This window comes from Faecalibacterium sp. 9 (assembly GCF_048320955.1).
GTDB lineage: Bacteria > Bacillota > Clostridia > Oscillospirales > Ruminococcaceae > Faecalibacterium > Faecalibacterium wellingii.
In genome coordinates this window covers 730,744-745,529 of the sequence record NZ_JBLWGB010000001.1, presented here as the reverse complement: position 1 = coordinate 745,529, position 14,786 = coordinate 730,744, and the positions used below count along the sequence as shown (strand labels likewise).

Here is a 14,786-nt window from a genome sequence, read left to right as displayed (position 1 = left end):
AGACTTCCAATATTGATAGATTTTACGTTGTATTTTACATAAATGCGAACTGTACAATGCGATTCTCGTTAAAAAATTCTTTTTCCGTAAACAGCACCAATATAAATAAGTCTTACTATCACTGCTTTACTGCAATAAAATTTGCAAAACCATCTTGACGCGCTCCGCAATCCATGATACCCTTTATCGCAAATCCCACCAAATTTGTAGAAAAGTACAGAATGGCGAGGATTTATTCCCTATGAAGATTTTTTACCGCCCTGCAACACACCCGATTCATTTTGCCGCCGTTTCACCCGACAAAATTTTTCGCTTGACTTGCAGGGCGGTTCTTTTCTTTTATGGGACAGGAACTGCAAACCTTTCACCAAACCATGACAAGGAGGCGACCCGAAGCGTGATCTATCGAGACAATTTGTTTCTCAACGCCAGATTCCAAGAGGCTGTCCAAGCTGCCCATGACCAAGATTGGCAAACCTCTGAAAAATATTCCTTCTACGATGCCAAGATGATGGAAGACCTGCTGTACAAATGTGAGCACCTGATGCCGCTTGAGATCAAATGTCGGTACGCCTTACAACATTATTACAGTCACGGCGATCATTCTCCCATCATTCGGAAGTATGTCCGCCGAGCCAAAATCATTCGTCCTGACAACTGGCGCGATGCTCTGCCGGAGAGCGTAAGAGACATTGAGATATTTACCGTATATCGCGGCGGCATCGGCAGCATTGAGCGCGCACCGCTTTCTATTTCATGGTCGCTCTCTTACGATGTTGCTGAATGGTTTGCACACCGCAGTGAACTCTTTTACCGCTGCCCCTGCCATGTATATCAAGGAACAATTCACGCCGACAAGGTGATTGCATATCTTCCAGAGCGCAGTGAATTTGAAATTATCCAGCATCGGAACGTCAAAGACGTGCAGGAAATCACGCCGCTGAGAGGGTACAGTCCTCCATTCAATGCCTTCAAATCATCAAAAAAATGGGTTCACGATGAAGAGGAAAGCAACCGCTATTTCAATGAATGGTATCGATCGCAGAACAGCTGATTTCTGCGCGGTTTTAGATGATAAGTCCTACTATCACTGCTTTACTGCAATAAAACTTGCAAAACCATCTTGACGTGCCCTGCGATCCGTGATACCCTTTATCGCAAATCCCACCGAGCTTGTCGGGGCAATGCCCCTCCATCTTGCTTGCGCAAGACCGCTCTGCCGCTTAAAAGCCCCACTGGGGCTTTCATTGCTACGCAAACGCGGTCTTGTAGAAAAGTACAGAGCGGCGAGGATTTATTCCCCATGAAGATTTTTACCGCCCCGCAACACACCCGATTCATTTTGCCGCCGATTCACCCGACAAAATCCATCGCTGCGCTGCATGGGCGGTATTTTTCTTTTTCACAAATAAAATCTTATGTAGTTGTTCAATCTTCCAAAATTTGTTTTTAGTTGTTGACTGCACAACCTCAAAGTGTTATTCTGACGCTTGAAAGAAGCAGGCTGTAGTGTCTGCACTGCGCCCAGCTTTCTTCATACTGAACCTTGAATCTTACATAAGCCGTCTGAACGAGATACTGCGCCATGACCTCACACTTTCTGTGGGCGAGCCGGACAACGCCGCTGCAAAACAGGGGTAGGAACTGCGTTCGGCGTGAACGGTGACCACGAGCAGGGGCTTTGCCTTTTCACACGTTTTGCTCTGCAAAATTTTCAACGTGCATTGCGGTTCGACTTCTGAAATTTTCAGTGTTGCACGGAAAGGGCGAAAGCAAGTATCGACCTGTGGCCACAAATTTTCAATGCTTGAAAAATTGCTGTCCACTCAGTCATCCTTGTTGGGGAGTGCCTTCCCCAAACCCTGCTCTAGCTTCGCACCGTTGGTGCGAATGCGGCGTGTCGCATTACATAGCCCTCTCCATCCCGGAGCGGGCATTTATCATTTTCACAGGAGGTCGAATATGGCTGAAATGAAAAGTCCGAATGTACACGCAAAGAAGAACCGCAATGACACGCCGCGAAAACGAAAGACACACATCATCAAAGTCAGGGTGACCGCAGAAGAAAAACTGCGGATCGCATACGCCTGCAAAGAACTCCACCTCACCCAGTCCGAACTCGTCCGCCGCGTCCTGTACGGCGTGAACGTCAAGCACACCGTTGTGGTGGCGCAGGGCGGCGAGGATGCACTGGCGGCGCTTGCTACCTTGTCTGCCCAGTGCAGCAAGGTGGGAAGCAACCTCAACCAGCTTGCACGGCACTTCAACTCCGGCGGCAAAGACACCGAGCAGCTCCGGGCGCAAATTCTGGAGGAACTGTCCGCACTCACGAACTTTCGGCTGAAAGCCGAGGAGATGGTTGGTGAACTGTATGGCAACCATCAAGCAGTCATCCGACTTGTGGAAATAAAATCTTACTACTCTGTGATTGAGATTTTCTGTCAGGTACGCTATACTACTGTATATAAGTGTTTTACTCAATTTCTTGCCTAAAGTAGAGGATTCTATAATGCCTATCGGAAATTCTTTTCTGCAAATTCCAATAAACCACACCGATATTTCACAAAGTGAATTGAATATCGATGAGAAAGTACGTTCCAACCTTTTTCCATGGAATGGACAATTTTCACCCCAATTTATTGAAGCGTTGTTGAGTAACTACGCTTCTTCTGATTTCTTTGTTATCGATCCCTTTGCTGGATCTGGAACAGTCTTATGCGAATGTGCTAGAAAAAGAATTAGTGCATATGGTATTGAACTGAACGCTTCAGCTTACCACATGGCTAAGAATTATGAGCTAGCAAATCTCTCAGATGTTGAACGAAGCGAAATTATAAATAAAGTTGATATTTTAATTTATTCAATTGATTGTAGTACCTTTATAATTCCTACGTTAAAACATGAAATCGACTTTTCTAAAATTCCCGCATACAAAAACATTCTTTCCACACTCGTTATTCTCATGGATATACCCAATCGAGATGTTGCGCTCAATCATCTTCAAAAAAAATGGGAATCGCTAAAAAAGGCTCTCTATGAGATTCCAACTAGTGACAAGTGTATACATGTCGATAAAGGTGATGCCCGCCATTTGCACCTTTATGATTCCAGCGCAGATTTACTCATAACATCCCCACCATATATCAACGTTTTTAATTACCATCAAAAATACAGAAAGTCTGTCGAATTGCTAGGGTATGATGTTCTCTCGACTGCCAAAACGGAGTTTGGCTCTAATCGAAAAAATCGCGGAAATAGATTTTTAACAGTTATTCAGTATTGTATTGATATGGCCCTTTCTATGAATGAGGCAAGAAGAACTTGTAAGGATGCTTCCCGCATGATATATATCGTTGGTCGAGAATCGTCAGTTCTTGGATATTCATTCTGCAATAGCGAGTTGGTTTACAAAATTGGAACCGAGATTTTTTTCTTCGATTTTGTTCTTCGACAGGAACGAATGTTCAAAAATCGATTCGGACAAATAATTTATGAGGATATTCTTCACTTTTTTAACAACAAATCACAAAACTTAACCTCTTCAGAAATTATCAGTAAAGCGAGAAACATTGCCATTGACATTATCCAAGAAAAAATCAATTTATCAAATGACAATCCCAATAAGCCTTTACTGGTTGAAGCTCTAAAAAAAGTAAGTAAAGTAAAACCCTCGGAGGAAGTAGTATGACTCGTGGAACTCATGGCGACAAAATCGTTGCTGCAATTACAAGTGATAAAACCCCTACAAATGATAAATCAAGACTTCTAACAGCGCTAAATGTTTATGATAATTGGGTAACCCAATTAAAGACAATTGACGCTACCACAACAGACGAACTTATCGAAAAAATGGTAGCACTATTAAATGACTATAAACTTTATATTGACGTCGATTTAATCTTTGATAGCCCTGAAGATTTTTTATATCGCCAAAAAGGCCAATTAAAACTTGATAATACTGTAATGGAAGAGTTTTTGCCGATTTTTGTACGACGTTGCATCGAAAAGGAAACCGGCACCTGTAATTTGACTATTAGTTCTCAAACTCCAACATTTTCTTCTATTTACTTTGCTTCGAGTCTTAGCTCTCCAGAAAAGGGCGGTGGAATCTGTATAAAAACAAAGGATCAAGACTTTTCCATGAGCCGTACTTTATACTTAAAATCTTCATACTCTCCCGATTTTATTGAATCCGAAACTGTTCAATTGACAACTCATCTTGGCTACGTTTTAGCTGAGTTGAAAACTAATCTTGATAAAACTATGTTTCAAGAAGCATCTGCAACTGCACACGATATAAAGCAAGCCGTAACCGGTGCTAAATATTATCTCTTATGCGATTGGCTAGATATGACACCCATTAGTACCACTACAACCGATATAGACGAGATACTATTGGTTCGAAAAGCTAAACGAATAAGTTCCAATATCCGAAAGACTTACAGTACTTATTCCGGAAGGCAGCGGGCACGCGCTTCATACATTGCATACTTACAAGAGCACCCTTATTCCGTTGATGTTTTTAAACGTTTTATCGACCATATTATTTCGCAAATGCATAATGAAGCTTTAATTGAAGATAGCGTTTTAAATATTGGCTATTTTTAATCGCGTTGAAAATATTTATTACTAAAACGGAACCTACTTTCTGGACGAGCGGGGCTTTGTGCCGGAAAAGGAACTCTGCCTGAACCGGCTCCCCGTGGAATACCAGCCCGATGCCCCCGCACCGACCAAGTGGCTGGAATTTCTGGACGGTCTGCTCATCCCGGAGGACATTCTGACCTTGCAGGAATACCTTGGCTATCTCCTGATCCCGTCTACCAAGGCGCAGAAGATGCTGGTCATGACCGGCAAGGGCGGCGAGGGGAAGTCCCGCATCGGCTTGCTGCTGAAGAAGCTGTTCGGGGAAGCCTCTCACTCCGAATCCATCCTCCGCATCGAAACGAACCGCTTTGCCAGTGCAAATCTGGAGTACAAGCTGGTCATGGTCGATGACGATCTGAACATGGTGGCTTTGCCCGAAACACGGAACATCAAGTCCATCGTCACCGCCGAAGACCGTTTGTGCATCGAGCGGAAAAACAAGCAGGCTGTCCAAGGTCTGCTGTACGTTCGTTTCATTTGCTTCGGCAATGGCAACCTTGTGGCTGCTCACGATGACAGCGACGGCTTCTGGCGCAGACAAATCCTCATCACGGTGAAAGACCGTGACCCTGCCCGGGTGGATAATCCCTTCCTCATCGAAGAGTTGTCCGAGGAGCGACCCGGCATCCTGCTGTGGATGCTGGAAGGTTTGCACCGTCTGCTGGCGAACCGCTATCAGTTCACCATCAGCGAGCGCTCCATCCAGAACCTTGAAGCAGCCATGGCGGACAGCGACAACCTGACCCAGTTCATGCAGGCAACGGCGTATGTCCGCTTCAAGCCCGACACCGAGGAACGCTCCACCTACCTCTATCGCGCCTACACCAAGTGGTGCGAGGATAATCTGGAATCACCCGTTCCGCAAAAGAAGTTCAGCCAGTTCCTGCTGAAAAATGCAGGGAAGTATGGCCTGACCTTCTCCAAGCACATCGAGGGAAAGTTCGCGTTTGTGAAGCGCAGCGAAACAATGAAGTCCCCAGTGGGGACTTTAAGCGACAGAACGGTCTTGTGCAGCAAGATGGAGGGGCTTTGCCCCGACAAGTTCTGCGGCTTCCGGGGCGTATGCGTCCACCCCGCCTTTGCTGCGGCATAAAACACACGAAAAGTGAAAAACTCCCGCCCTACGCGCCCTAAAGCTATGGTTTTGACTTGTTATCGCTGTTTTCTCCGGGCGCGTATCTGCCCTTTCCGGGCGGATGCAGGGCGGCAACGCGCCCTTCGGGGCGGGAAAGAAACCCGGATGCGCCCCAAAAGGGCGCGTCCATCCCAGCCATGCGCCCTGTAAAATCCACGCAGAAAGGTACTTTTGTGTAGTTTGGGGCGCGTGGGGCGCGTAAATTCAAGTTCTCGCACTTTTTTGGGCTGCTGCTTCGGGTCAGGAGCGGCAGGCCCTTACATATTTACCGGCCCACAAGGGTGCAGCTCAACCGGAGCTGCACCGGGTCTGGAGAAGTGCAAAGGAGACATGCCTATGACGAATGTCCGCAAAAATTCCGCTAAACTGACCCGTGAGGACTTGAAAATCGCGCCCGAATCTCCTACAATGGAATTGTCCGAAACCCCTGCCGTAGAACCTTCTGACCAGACCAGAAAAACTGTCCGACACGCCCCGCTCGTTTACCGGGTGGAGGAGATCGCCCAACTGTTGGCGATCTCCAACCGTGCTGCGTACAATCTGTGCAACACCACGAAAGACTTCAAGGTGATCCGCCTCGGTACCAGCATCCGGGTAAGCAAGCAGAGCTTTGACGATTGGTTTGCAGCGGTCTGAGGGAGGGAACATCTATGGCATCTATTCTCAGGCGCGGAGATTCCTACTCCGTTCGTTTCAAATACAAAGACCATGCTGGCCGGATCTGTGAAGGCTGGGAGAGCTTCAAAACCAAGAAGGAAGCGCAAGACCGCAAGATCTCGGTAGAGAAAGAACTTTTGGACGGTACGTTCCTCATACCCGATGCAATGACGGTAGCGGAAATGCTGTACAAGTGGCTCCCCATCCAGTCCAGCAAGCACAAGTGGGCACCCAAAACCTACACTCACACGGTAGCCATGATCCAGAATCTTGTCGTGCCCTATCTCGGCAAGAAACAGATTCAGAAGGTTCAGACGTATGACCTCGAACAGTTCTACGCCACGCTGAGCCGGACACCGCGCGGACTGTATAAGCAGGGTGTCAAGCAAACGCTCACCGACAAACAGAAGCGGCAGTTTCTGACGGGTGCTTCCATCCGGGAAGTCCACGCCATGCTCAAGACTGCTTTTTCCTATGCCGTTGAGTGGGGTCTGCTCCTCAAGTCACCGATTCCGAGAGAAGCCCCGAAATCGACCTCGGAAGAACGTGCCATCTGGGACGAAAAGACCATGCTTGCTGCGTTGCAGACCATGACCGACCCTACGCTCCACCTTGCTGTTCATCTGAGCATGATTCTCTCGCTGCGTGTCGGAGAGATCCTTGGCTTGCAGCCGGGAGACATCGACTTCGATGCAGCGGATGGACGTGGGACCATCACGGTCGGCAGGAGCTTACAGCGCACCGAAAAGGCTGCACTGGAAAAGACCGACCCGAATCAGATCTACCACATCTTCCCCGACCAGCGTGAGGGCAGCAGCTCCGCACTGGTGCTGAAGAAGCCGAAAACCAAGAAATCCAGCCGCACCCTTTATCTGACGAGACCCTTGAAAGAGGAACTGCTGGCTTGGCTGGAAAAGCTCCGTCAGGACGAGCTTGCCATGGATGGCAGATATCGCAACTGTGGCCAGCTCTTCCGCCTGCCCAACGGTATGCCTGTTGCCCCGGAAGCCCTTTCTAAATGGTACCGCACTTGGCGTGCAGAGCACCCGGAGTTTGAGAAGATCGTGTTCCACGGTCTGCGCCACTCCAGTGCCACTTACCAGTTGATCGAATCCGGCGGCAACATCAAAGCCGTGCAGGGCAACACCGGTCACGCCACCACCGGCATCCTGATGGACACCTACGCCCACACGCAGGACAAGCCCCGGTTGGAGCTGGCTGAGAAGCTGGAAGCAGACTTCTATTCGCAGGACATCGGCTCCCCTAAATCCGGCTCTGTGCCGGTAAAAGAAAATCTGCCGGACAGCATCCAGATCACCCCGGAAGGGATGCTGAAAGTTGTCCGGCAGATGAACCCCGAGCAGCGGCGTGAGTTCACCCGCCTGCTGTTCGCCTGAAAAAAGTATGGAAAAAACGCTCACGATGCACAGAATGCAGACAATGCAAGGAAAAACACGGCTTTCCCGCCGGTGTGCAAAAAGTGTGCAAAAGTGTGCAGAGCCCCAGAAAAAAGAAAATCCCACGAGGAATCTTACGATTCCTCGTGGGATTTTGGTGCGCTCGAGGGAACTCGAATCCCTGGCCCTCTGATTAAAAGTCAGATGCTCTACCGGCTGAGCTACGAGCGCATATTTCTACAGTGAACATACTGCCGAATAATATTACCACAACTTGCGCAAAAATGCAAGGGCTCCCGGACAAAAAGGCGCAAAAAGCTCCTGCATCGGTGTGGGCTTCCGCTTTCCATCCGCACAGCAGGTCGAAGATGCTCCGGTGTCGGCAGGGGGCAGGGGCTTCATACCGATAACTTCCTCTTTACAAACGCGGGCAGAACCGTTACAATCAAATCAAATCCGTCTGCTCCACGCCGTGTTTTCTGCCCGGCAGTGCTGCACCCGTCCGCCTTTTCCGGCACCGGCGTCCTGCCGGGCCACACCGATACTGTTTTGAGCAGGAGGTTTTTCGTATGAAGCTCACTCGTCGTGCCGTTCTCCGTCTTACCGGTACTGCCGCTGCAGCGCTGGCGCTTTCCGGCTGCAGCGCTTCTGGCAGCGCCATTCTGGGCAGTAATTTCTCTGCCTGGCTCCAGCAGACTTTCGGTGCCAGCTCTTCCGGCGCCGCCTCTTCTGCTGCATCCTCGGAGGCCATGGCTGCTTCCCCGCTGCCGACAGGCGAGCAGCCCGCTGCCAGCCTTGCCGCACTGCCGGCGTACGATGCCGACCCGCTGACCGGCGAAGCCAAGCGCAGCAATGGGCGCATCGTGGGCGTGATGGTCAACAACATTTCCAACACCACCCGGCAGAACGCTCGCCCGCAGCGCGGCCTTTCCTCTGCCGACCTGCTCATTGAATGCAAGGTGGAGGGCGGCATCACCCGCTTCTGCGCGGTGTTCCACGATGCCGATTCCATCCCGGAGATCGGCCCGCTGCGCTCTGGCCGCGACCAGTTTCTGCAGCTGCTGATGCCCTATCAGGCCCTGTACTATCACGATGGCGAAAGTGCCGCCTGCACCAAGTTTATCAGTGTATACAACTACTCCGGCCTGAACATCGGCGGCAAGAGCTACTTTAATACTCCCACCCATCCGCATGTGGCTCACCGCGACAGCCGCGGCCGGGATGTGGCCTATGAACACACTGAGTTCACCTCCGGCAAGGAGATCCGGCAGGCCGCTTCCAATGCCGGCATCGGGCTGAAGTACGATTACGACGCCACCTTCTTCCGCTTTGCGGACTACCGCACCGGCGAGGAGAATGCCATGGCGGGTGCTTCCTCCGGCAAGGCGGTCAGCATCACCCACTCGGACCACTACAAGACCAGCTTCCGCTATGATCCGCAGTCCCGCACCTATAAAATGCAGATGTACAGCCGCATCTCCGGCAAATTTGAAAACACCGTGGACGAGCTGAATGCAAAGCAGCTGAGCTTTGACAATCTGCTGGTCTGCTTTGCGCCCATCGAGCGCTATCCCGGTGACTCCGGCGATGTGCAGCAGGTGAGCTACATCTCCGGCGGCGACGCTTACTTCTTCAGCCGCGGCGGCGTGCAGCATGGCCGCTGGGAGAAGGCTTCGCCGGAGCACCCGCTGCGGGTCTACGATAAGACCGGCGCTGAGATGCTCTTCAACCGCGGCAAGACCTATCTTGCCATCGTGGACGATGACGAGTGGTCTAATTTCAGCTATCAATAACGAGGAAACAGCATGAAACGCATCTGGAATCTGGCCCTTGGCACTGCGGTGCTGTGCGCTGCGCTGCTGTGCGGGTGCACCTTTAACGGCAGCACCGCACCGGCCGGCTCTGCGCCTGCCGACCCGCTGACCGGGCAGGAGCTGCAGTATCCCGGCGAGCGGGTCGCCGCTGTCGTCATCGACAATGCGCCCGCCAGCACCACCCAGTGGGGCATTGGCAGCGCTTCGGTGGTGCTGGAGGCCCTGACCGTAAACGACCGGCCCACCAGCCTGTGTCTGGCCTATCCGTCGGTGTCGGCCATGCCCACCGTCGGCCCGGTCACGCTGGGGCAGGACCTTTACTGGCGGCTGCTCAGCGGGCAGGAGGTGCTGCCCATCCAGCGGGGCGCAGGCCAGTTTGCCCGCAACTATCTGGACTACTATAACCTCCGGGCCGTAGATGCGCTGGAAGTGGGCCGCAACGCCTTTTCCTGCGATGATGTCTGGAGCGGCGCGCCGCTGTGGCACACCAGCGGCGAGGAGATTACTTCCGTGCTGGGCCGCCTGAACCTTTCCGGCGCATTGGGCGACCACGGCAGCAGCGCTTCCTCCTCGGCCAGCACTGCCGAGGACAGCTCTGCCATTTCCGCTCTGCCCGCCCTTCTGCCGCAGGCCAAAGAGCCCCGCCTGCCGGAGCCCGGTTCCCGGGACGCTGAACAGGTGCTGATAAACTTTGCCCCGCAGAGCACCACCGGCTTTGCCTACGATGCCGCCAGCGGCAGCTATGGGATGCTCCGCGCCGACGGCAGCGCCCAGCTGGACGCCAACACCGGCATGCAGGCCCGGTTCGATAATCTGCTGGTCCTCTACTCCGCATCCAGCCTGCGGGACGACGGCCTTACGCTGGACTACGACCTTTCCTTTGGCGGCGGTGTATGGCTGAACGGCGGGCGGCTGTGGCACATCACATGGACGCAGGGGACCGATTCCACTTTTGTCTTCTACGATGCAGACGGCAGGCCGCTGTCCATCTGCGCCGGCCGCAGCTACATCGCAATGGTGTCCAGCGTGACCGGGCAGGAGCTGACCGTGCTGGACTCTGCCGGGCAGAATGCGCTGAACTGACAGAACAAAAAAGACCATCTGAGGCATTCTGAATGCTTCTCAGATGGTCTTTTTGTATTTTGAGTACGCCTGAGAGGAGCCTTTTACAGGTCCACCACGCTGCCCACTTCGGCAGGAGAAGCAGGCACCATGCCCAGAACAGCCTTGTCGGTGCTGCGGTGGACGGTGAAGGCCACACTGCGGCCTGCCGCAAAGTCCGGGTGGTAGGTCAGTTCCAGCGTCTGCCAGCTCTCCGGCACAGCGCAGAAACAGTGCAGCAGCGCGCCGCGGCCCGCCGTCAGGTTCAGGGTGAACACCGAAGCGTCCGCCGCGTTCTCGCCATAGAGCGGCGCGGCAAAGCTGCCGCAGCGCACCGGCTTGCCGTCACATACGGCGGTGACGCCGGTGCCCATGCTGTACAGGTCGCTGAGGGTGCGCACCTCGCGGCTCTGCAGATAGCTTGCGCCCACCGGCAGGGCAGCGGCAGAGAGGTTTTCCACCGAGAGATACACCAGCACATTGCCCATTTCCTGCGCAGGGGCATAGCCCAGCAGCTCCACGGCCGCCTTGCCGTCCAGCAGGGCAGGCTCGCCCGCAAGATGCGGCTGCTGCGCCGCAGCAGATACACCGGTGAGCAGCGCTGCCGCAAGGCTGACCGCACCGGAACCGGCACATTTCAGGAATGACCGGCGGGAAATGGACTGGGACATGGAACTTCCTCCTAAAGCAATCGTTTCCTTATACAATAAAGGATTGTGCTGTTTCTGTCAAGGGATAGACCAAAACTGTAACTGTTTCCTTACCCGCACTTTCAACTGTAAAAGCGGCTTGTTATTCAAAGGCCTCGTTTTCCTCGGCTTCGGCCTGACCGCGCAGGGTGTCGGCATAGCCAAAGGGCACGATGTCGATGGCTTCCACCAGACGGTCCCGCATCCACAGCTGCACATCAGTCTGCACGGTGTAGCCGCAGCCGGGGTCTGCCATCCACTGCTCCGGGTGGCGGGTGGGCACGGCGCGCTGGCTGAGCATGCTCATAATGACGCCGCCGTGGGTCACGCAGGCGGCCTCGGTCACGTCCATGCGGATCATATACTCGAACAGCTTCATCAGGCTCTCGGCGCAGCGGGCGTGGAACTGGTCGGTGGGCTCTGCCCCTTCCGGCAGATAGTTGGAACCCGGCGTGATCCACTTTTTAAAGTCCTCGTCGTGCACCAGCTCCTTGACAGGCTTGTTCTCAAACTTGCCAAAACCGGCCTCCCGCAGGTCGTGGACCGTAAAGGTGTGCTTTGCATCCGGGAACAGGATGTTTGCCGTCTCCACTGCACGCAGCAGGGGAGAGGAGAACACGGTATCCACCTGCGGATACTCGAACCGCTCCTTCAGCTCCGCCAGCTGAGCGCGGCCCTCATCACACAGAGGGATGTCCGTGCCGCTGCCGATGTACAGGCCCTGCAGGTTGCCGGCAGTCATGCCGTGACGGATGAGGTGAAGCTTGAAAGTTTTCATGGGTAGTGCCTCTCTTTATCGCTGTGCGGCCTGCGCGAAAACAGGCTGCCGGTGCCGCTGCGGAGAAAAAATCTGGCAGAAAGTCATCCCGTCTGCCAGATTTTTCACCTTTTGGCGGCGGCAGCCGCTTTGCGCAGGCCACAAAATGTATGCGTTAATACCTTTAGTTTAACATAGATATGGTGTCCAGAGCAAGCCTTTTGACAAAAATGACGAAAATCAACGAAAAATATCGTCACTTTTCTTGCTTTACAAAAGGTTTTCCGTTGTGTATAATCAACCTGCTGTAAACCAAAAACAAGGATGTTCCTTTACACCGAACTTTGAGGAGCCAAAAATCATGGAATTCAACCGTATCATCAAGCTGCTGCGCAAGGAGCGCGGCATCACCCAGAAGCAGGCCGCCGAGGATCTGGGCGTTTCGCAGGCTTTGCTTTCCCACTACGAAAAAGGCATCCGCGAATGCGGTCTGGATTTTGTGGTGCGTGTGGCCGATTATTATAATGTTTCCTGCGATTATCTTCTGGGCCGCAGTGCAGAGCGCAACGGCATGATGCTCTCCGCAGAGGACATCCCGAACCCGGATAAGATGAAGGATAATATCTACCACGGCAGCGTGCTGCCCACCATGAACAAAAAGCTGATCTCCAACAGCCTGAATGTGCTGTACGCCAAGATCGGCCAGTGCCACAGCAAGGCCCTGACCACCGAGGTGAGCACCTACCTGATGATGGCGGTGGCAAAGATGTTCCGCCTGCTGTACTCGGCAGAGCCCCACAACGCCGCCAGCCTGTTCAGCATCGAGCCCATCCGCTGGCGCGGCTGCTCCGACGCCGTGATGCGCATGTCCGAGGCCAACGTGGAAGCCCTGCTCACCGGGCAGGATGTGAACGGCGGTGAGGGCGTCAAGGACCCGGCCTGCCTTTCCATGACCACCGAAAGCCTGACCCGGGAGTTCCCGCTTTATACGCCCAGCCTGTTAAATCTGGTCAAAACCAGCGAGACGCATGTGAAGGGCCTTTCTCCCGAAGGGTGATATTCCTGTGAAAAAGCTGTAAATTCAGCCCCGAAACCCTTGCATCTTGCGGGCAGAAAGGGTATAAACAAATTAGAATATTCTGGAATACGTTTTTTCCGATCGATAAGGAGGATCTCTTTATGTCGAATCCCATTTCCCGCCGTACGTTCCTCAAGTGCACCGGCGCATCCGCTGTTGCTCTGGGTGCAGCAGGCCTGCTGGGCGGCTGCCAGCAGAGTGGCGGTGACACCATCGTGGATGTCAAGGTCGGCGATAAGATCAGCAACTGGAACGGCCTTGGCGTGATGCTGACCAGCCTGTTCCGCATCGATACCGCTCCTGCACAGGAGGGTTATGAATATATCGCTGTGTTGGTCACCGTGGTCAACCGCACCAAGAACCAGACCTTCAACATCGGCGCACAGAATCTGGCCGAGATCAGCGCAGCTTACCCTGTGCCCCCGCAGGAGAACGTGGACGCCAACTTCCATGCACTGGCTGCTGCTTCCACCGACTTTGCCGCTTCCTGCGACGGTCAGGGTGTGGAGTGCGGTGCCAACATCTCGCTGTACAACTCCAACTCCCAGACCTTCTCCGAGTCCACCAACCTGCCCCCGCAGGGCAGCGGCTATCTGCAGCTGATGCTGATGGTCCCCAAGGGCTGGCAGAACCTGCAGATCACCTACATGCCCACCTTTGTGGCGGATAAGACCATCACCTTCAACATGGCCGCCGCCGACATGACCCGCGCCTGAGAGAACGGTTTCCTGAGACGAAATTTCGTCCGGAATGTACGTTGCTGCTCAAATTTTCATACTTTTATTTTGCCAAAAGCATTGACTTTTGCCCCGTTTTCGCCTATTTTATAGGTAACGCCGCAAGGCCTTATACTTATATGATTTGTTATTCAAAGGAGGAATTATTATGTCTTATACATTCTCCCGCCGTGACTTTATGAAGTACTCTGCTGTTGCAGCCGTTGCCGTTGCCGGTTCCAGCATGTTCACCGGATGTGGCAGCTTCTCCAACCCCAACCGTCCTTTCGGCACCTATAACAAAGAAGCTGACTGCAAGCTGACCTTTAGCGGCAAGTCTGGCGGCTTTTTGGGTATTGGCGGCACACAGGATTACCTCGTCCTGAATAAGGGCGGTTCGTATACTTCTAGTTCCGGCACTCTCAATCTGGAATTCACCCACTATCCTATTTCGGAAGGTACCGGTATCACAGCTCCCCACTATCAGTTGAAGTATGTTACTGATGACGGAAACCATTATGTTACCAGTGCTGACGGTTCTCTGACGTCCACCGGTGGCGATGGTCTGGAAATCAACAAAGAAGCACATGCCAAGGTAACTGTTACCATCCCGACTAATGTAAAGGCTGATGTGGAAAAAGCTAAGGCTGTTTACATCCAGTACTTCCCCCGCCACAATGCTCTGGGCAAGGATAACGACACTTATGGCGATGTTTACGCAACCTGGGACATCACCTCTCTGTTCAAACCCACCACCTGATCTGATTGATGCATCAAAGGCCCGCACCCGCAAGG

At 52.8% G+C, this 14,786-nt stretch carries 13 protein-coding genes, 1 tRNA gene and 1 pseudogene; 12 read left to right on the top strand and 3 right to left on the bottom strand.

Annotated features, from left to right (window positions below; translation table 11 throughout):
- The first annotated feature begins 241 nt into the window (after positions 1-241).
- The 7 genes and pseudogenes from ACKXF9_RS03475 to ACKXF9_RS03445 all read left to right on the top strand — a co-directional run bounded on the left by ACKXF9_RS03475 (position 242) and on the right by ACKXF9_RS03445 (position 7,836).
- Positions 242-1,054, top strand: coding sequence for a hypothetical protein (locus ACKXF9_RS03475; RefSeq protein WP_418265309.1), 813 nt, complete (start codon positions 242-244; stop codon positions 1,052-1,054).
- A 908-nt stretch (positions 1,055-1,962) separates the two neighbouring features.
- Positions 1,963-2,388, top strand: a pseudogene (locus tag ACKXF9_RS03470) (plasmid mobilization protein); the annotation flags it as partial.
- 121 nt (positions 2,389-2,509) lie between these two features.
- Positions 2,510-3,688, top strand: coding sequence for a DNA methyltransferase (locus tag ACKXF9_RS03465; protein ID WP_418265308.1), 1,179 nt, complete (start codon positions 2,510-2,512; stop codon positions 3,686-3,688).
- A complete protein-coding gene (locus ACKXF9_RS03460; RefSeq protein ID WP_418265307.1) occupies positions 3,685-4,608 on the top strand; it encodes a Bpu10I family restriction endonuclease in 924 nt (307 codons plus the stop codon). The genes ACKXF9_RS03465 and ACKXF9_RS03460 overlap by 4 nt, the downstream gene beginning before the upstream one ends.
- A gap of 58 nt (positions 4,609-4,666) precedes the next feature.
- The gene (locus ACKXF9_RS03455) at positions 4,667-5,740 is read left to right on the top strand and encodes a DNA primase family protein (RefSeq protein WP_418265306.1); all 1,074 of its coding nucleotides are present in this window, start codon (positions 4,667-4,669) and stop codon (positions 5,738-5,740) included.
- A gap of 372 nt (positions 5,741-6,112) precedes the next feature.
- Positions 6,113-6,418 (top strand): helix-turn-helix domain-containing protein, encoded by a 306-nt coding sequence (locus ACKXF9_RS03450; RefSeq protein WP_113991784.1) that lies wholly within the window; start codon positions 6,113-6,115, stop codon positions 6,416-6,418.
- Between the two features lie 14 nt (positions 6,419-6,432).
- Entirely contained in the window at positions 6,433-7,836 is a 1,404-nt protein-coding gene (locus ACKXF9_RS03445; RefSeq protein ID WP_117530134.1) for a site-specific integrase, read from the top strand.
- Positions 7,837-7,991: 155 nt separating this feature from the next.
- On the opposite strand, the gene ACKXF9_RS03440 is transcribed toward ACKXF9_RS03445, so the two are convergent.
- Positions 7,992-8,067, bottom strand: a tRNA-Lys gene (locus ACKXF9_RS03440).
- A 338-nt stretch (positions 8,068-8,405) separates the two neighbouring features.
- Between ACKXF9_RS03440 and ACKXF9_RS03435 the strand changes: the two genes are divergently transcribed.
- Together ACKXF9_RS03435 and ACKXF9_RS03430 are read left to right on the top strand one after the other, a co-directional pair.
- Complete coding sequence (locus ACKXF9_RS03435) at positions 8,406-9,629, top strand: DUF3048 domain-containing protein (RefSeq protein WP_418265305.1); 1,224 nt, start codon at positions 8,406-8,408, stop codon at positions 9,627-9,629.
- 12 nt (positions 9,630-9,641) lie between these two features.
- Complete coding sequence (locus ACKXF9_RS03430) at positions 9,642-10,733, top strand: DUF3048 C-terminal domain-containing protein (RefSeq protein ID WP_418265304.1); 1,092 nt, start codon at positions 9,642-9,644, stop codon at positions 10,731-10,733.
- 83 nt (positions 10,734-10,816) lie between these two features.
- On the opposite strand, the gene ACKXF9_RS03425 is transcribed toward ACKXF9_RS03430, so the two are convergent.
- Both ACKXF9_RS03425 and ACKXF9_RS03420 read right to left on the bottom strand, forming a co-directional pair.
- Positions 10,817-11,422, bottom strand: a complete 606-nt coding sequence (locus ACKXF9_RS03425) for a Tat pathway signal sequence (RefSeq protein ID WP_249237798.1) — start codon at positions 11,420-11,422, stop codon at positions 10,817-10,819.
- Positions 11,423-11,543: 121 nt separating this feature from the next.
- Positions 11,544-12,218, bottom strand: coding sequence for a histidine phosphatase family protein (locus ACKXF9_RS03420; RefSeq protein WP_249237797.1), 675 nt, complete (start codon positions 12,216-12,218; stop codon positions 11,544-11,546).
- A 340-nt stretch (positions 12,219-12,558) separates the two neighbouring features.
- Between ACKXF9_RS03420 and ACKXF9_RS03415 the strand changes: the two genes are divergently transcribed.
- The 3 genes from ACKXF9_RS03415 to ACKXF9_RS03405 all read left to right on the top strand — a co-directional run bounded on the left by ACKXF9_RS03415 (position 12,559) and on the right by ACKXF9_RS03405 (position 14,751).
- Positions 12,559-13,254: a helix-turn-helix transcriptional regulator gene (locus ACKXF9_RS03415; RefSeq protein ID WP_348584335.1), complete on the top strand. Its 696-nt coding sequence runs from the start codon at positions 12,559-12,561 to the stop codon at positions 13,252-13,254.
- Between the two features lie 122 nt (positions 13,255-13,376).
- The gene (locus ACKXF9_RS03410) at positions 13,377-13,991 is read left to right on the top strand and encodes a twin-arginine translocation signal domain-containing protein (protein ID WP_348584334.1); all 615 of its coding nucleotides are present in this window, start codon (positions 13,377-13,379) and stop codon (positions 13,989-13,991) included.
- Positions 13,992-14,160: 169 nt separating this feature from the next.
- Complete coding sequence (locus ACKXF9_RS03405; RefSeq protein WP_418265303.1) at positions 14,161-14,751, top strand: twin-arginine translocation signal domain-containing protein; 591 nt, start codon at positions 14,161-14,163, stop codon at positions 14,749-14,751.
- The last annotated feature ends 35 nt before the right edge of the window (positions 14,752-14,786 follow it).

Excerpts from the sequence above, each read along its gene's own strand:
- ACKXF9_RS03475 (WP_418265309.1), top strand. The coding sequence starts at position 242 with ATGAAGATTTTTTACCGCCCTGCAACACACCCGATTCATTTTGCCGCC.
- ACKXF9_RS03465 (WP_418265308.1), top strand. The coding sequence starts at position 2,510 with ATGCCTATCGGAAATTCTTTTCTGCAAATTCCAATAAACCACACCGAT.
- ACKXF9_RS03460 (WP_418265307.1), top strand. The coding sequence starts at position 3,685 with ATGACTCGTGGAACTCATGGCGACAAAATCGTTGCTGCAATTACAAGT.
- ACKXF9_RS03450 (WP_113991784.1), top strand. The coding sequence starts at position 6,113 with ATGCCTATGACGAATGTCCGCAAAAATTCCGCTAAACTGACCCGTGAG.
- ACKXF9_RS03445 (WP_117530134.1), top strand. The coding sequence starts at position 6,433 with ATGGCATCTATTCTCAGGCGCGGAGATTCCTACTCCGTTCGTTTCAAA.
- ACKXF9_RS03435 (WP_418265305.1), top strand. The coding sequence starts at position 8,406 with ATGAAGCTCACTCGTCGTGCCGTTCTCCGTCTTACCGGTACTGCCGCT.
- ACKXF9_RS03430 (WP_418265304.1), top strand. The coding sequence starts at position 9,642 with ATGAAACGCATCTGGAATCTGGCCCTTGGCACTGCGGTGCTGTGCGCT.
- ACKXF9_RS03425 (WP_249237798.1), bottom strand. The coding sequence starts at position 11,422 with ATGTCCCAGTCCATTTCCCGCCGGTCATTCCTGAAATGTGCCGGTTCC.
- ACKXF9_RS03420 (WP_249237797.1), bottom strand. The coding sequence starts at position 12,218 with ATGAAAACTTTCAAGCTTCACCTCATCCGTCACGGCATGACTGCCGGC.
- ACKXF9_RS03415 (WP_348584335.1), top strand. The coding sequence starts at position 12,559 with ATGGAATTCAACCGTATCATCAAGCTGCTGCGCAAGGAGCGCGGCATC.
- ACKXF9_RS03410 (WP_348584334.1), top strand. The coding sequence starts at position 13,377 with ATGTCGAATCCCATTTCCCGCCGTACGTTCCTCAAGTGCACCGGCGCA.
- ACKXF9_RS03405 (WP_418265303.1), top strand. The coding sequence starts at position 14,161 with ATGTCTTATACATTCTCCCGCCGTGACTTTATGAAGTACTCTGCTGTT.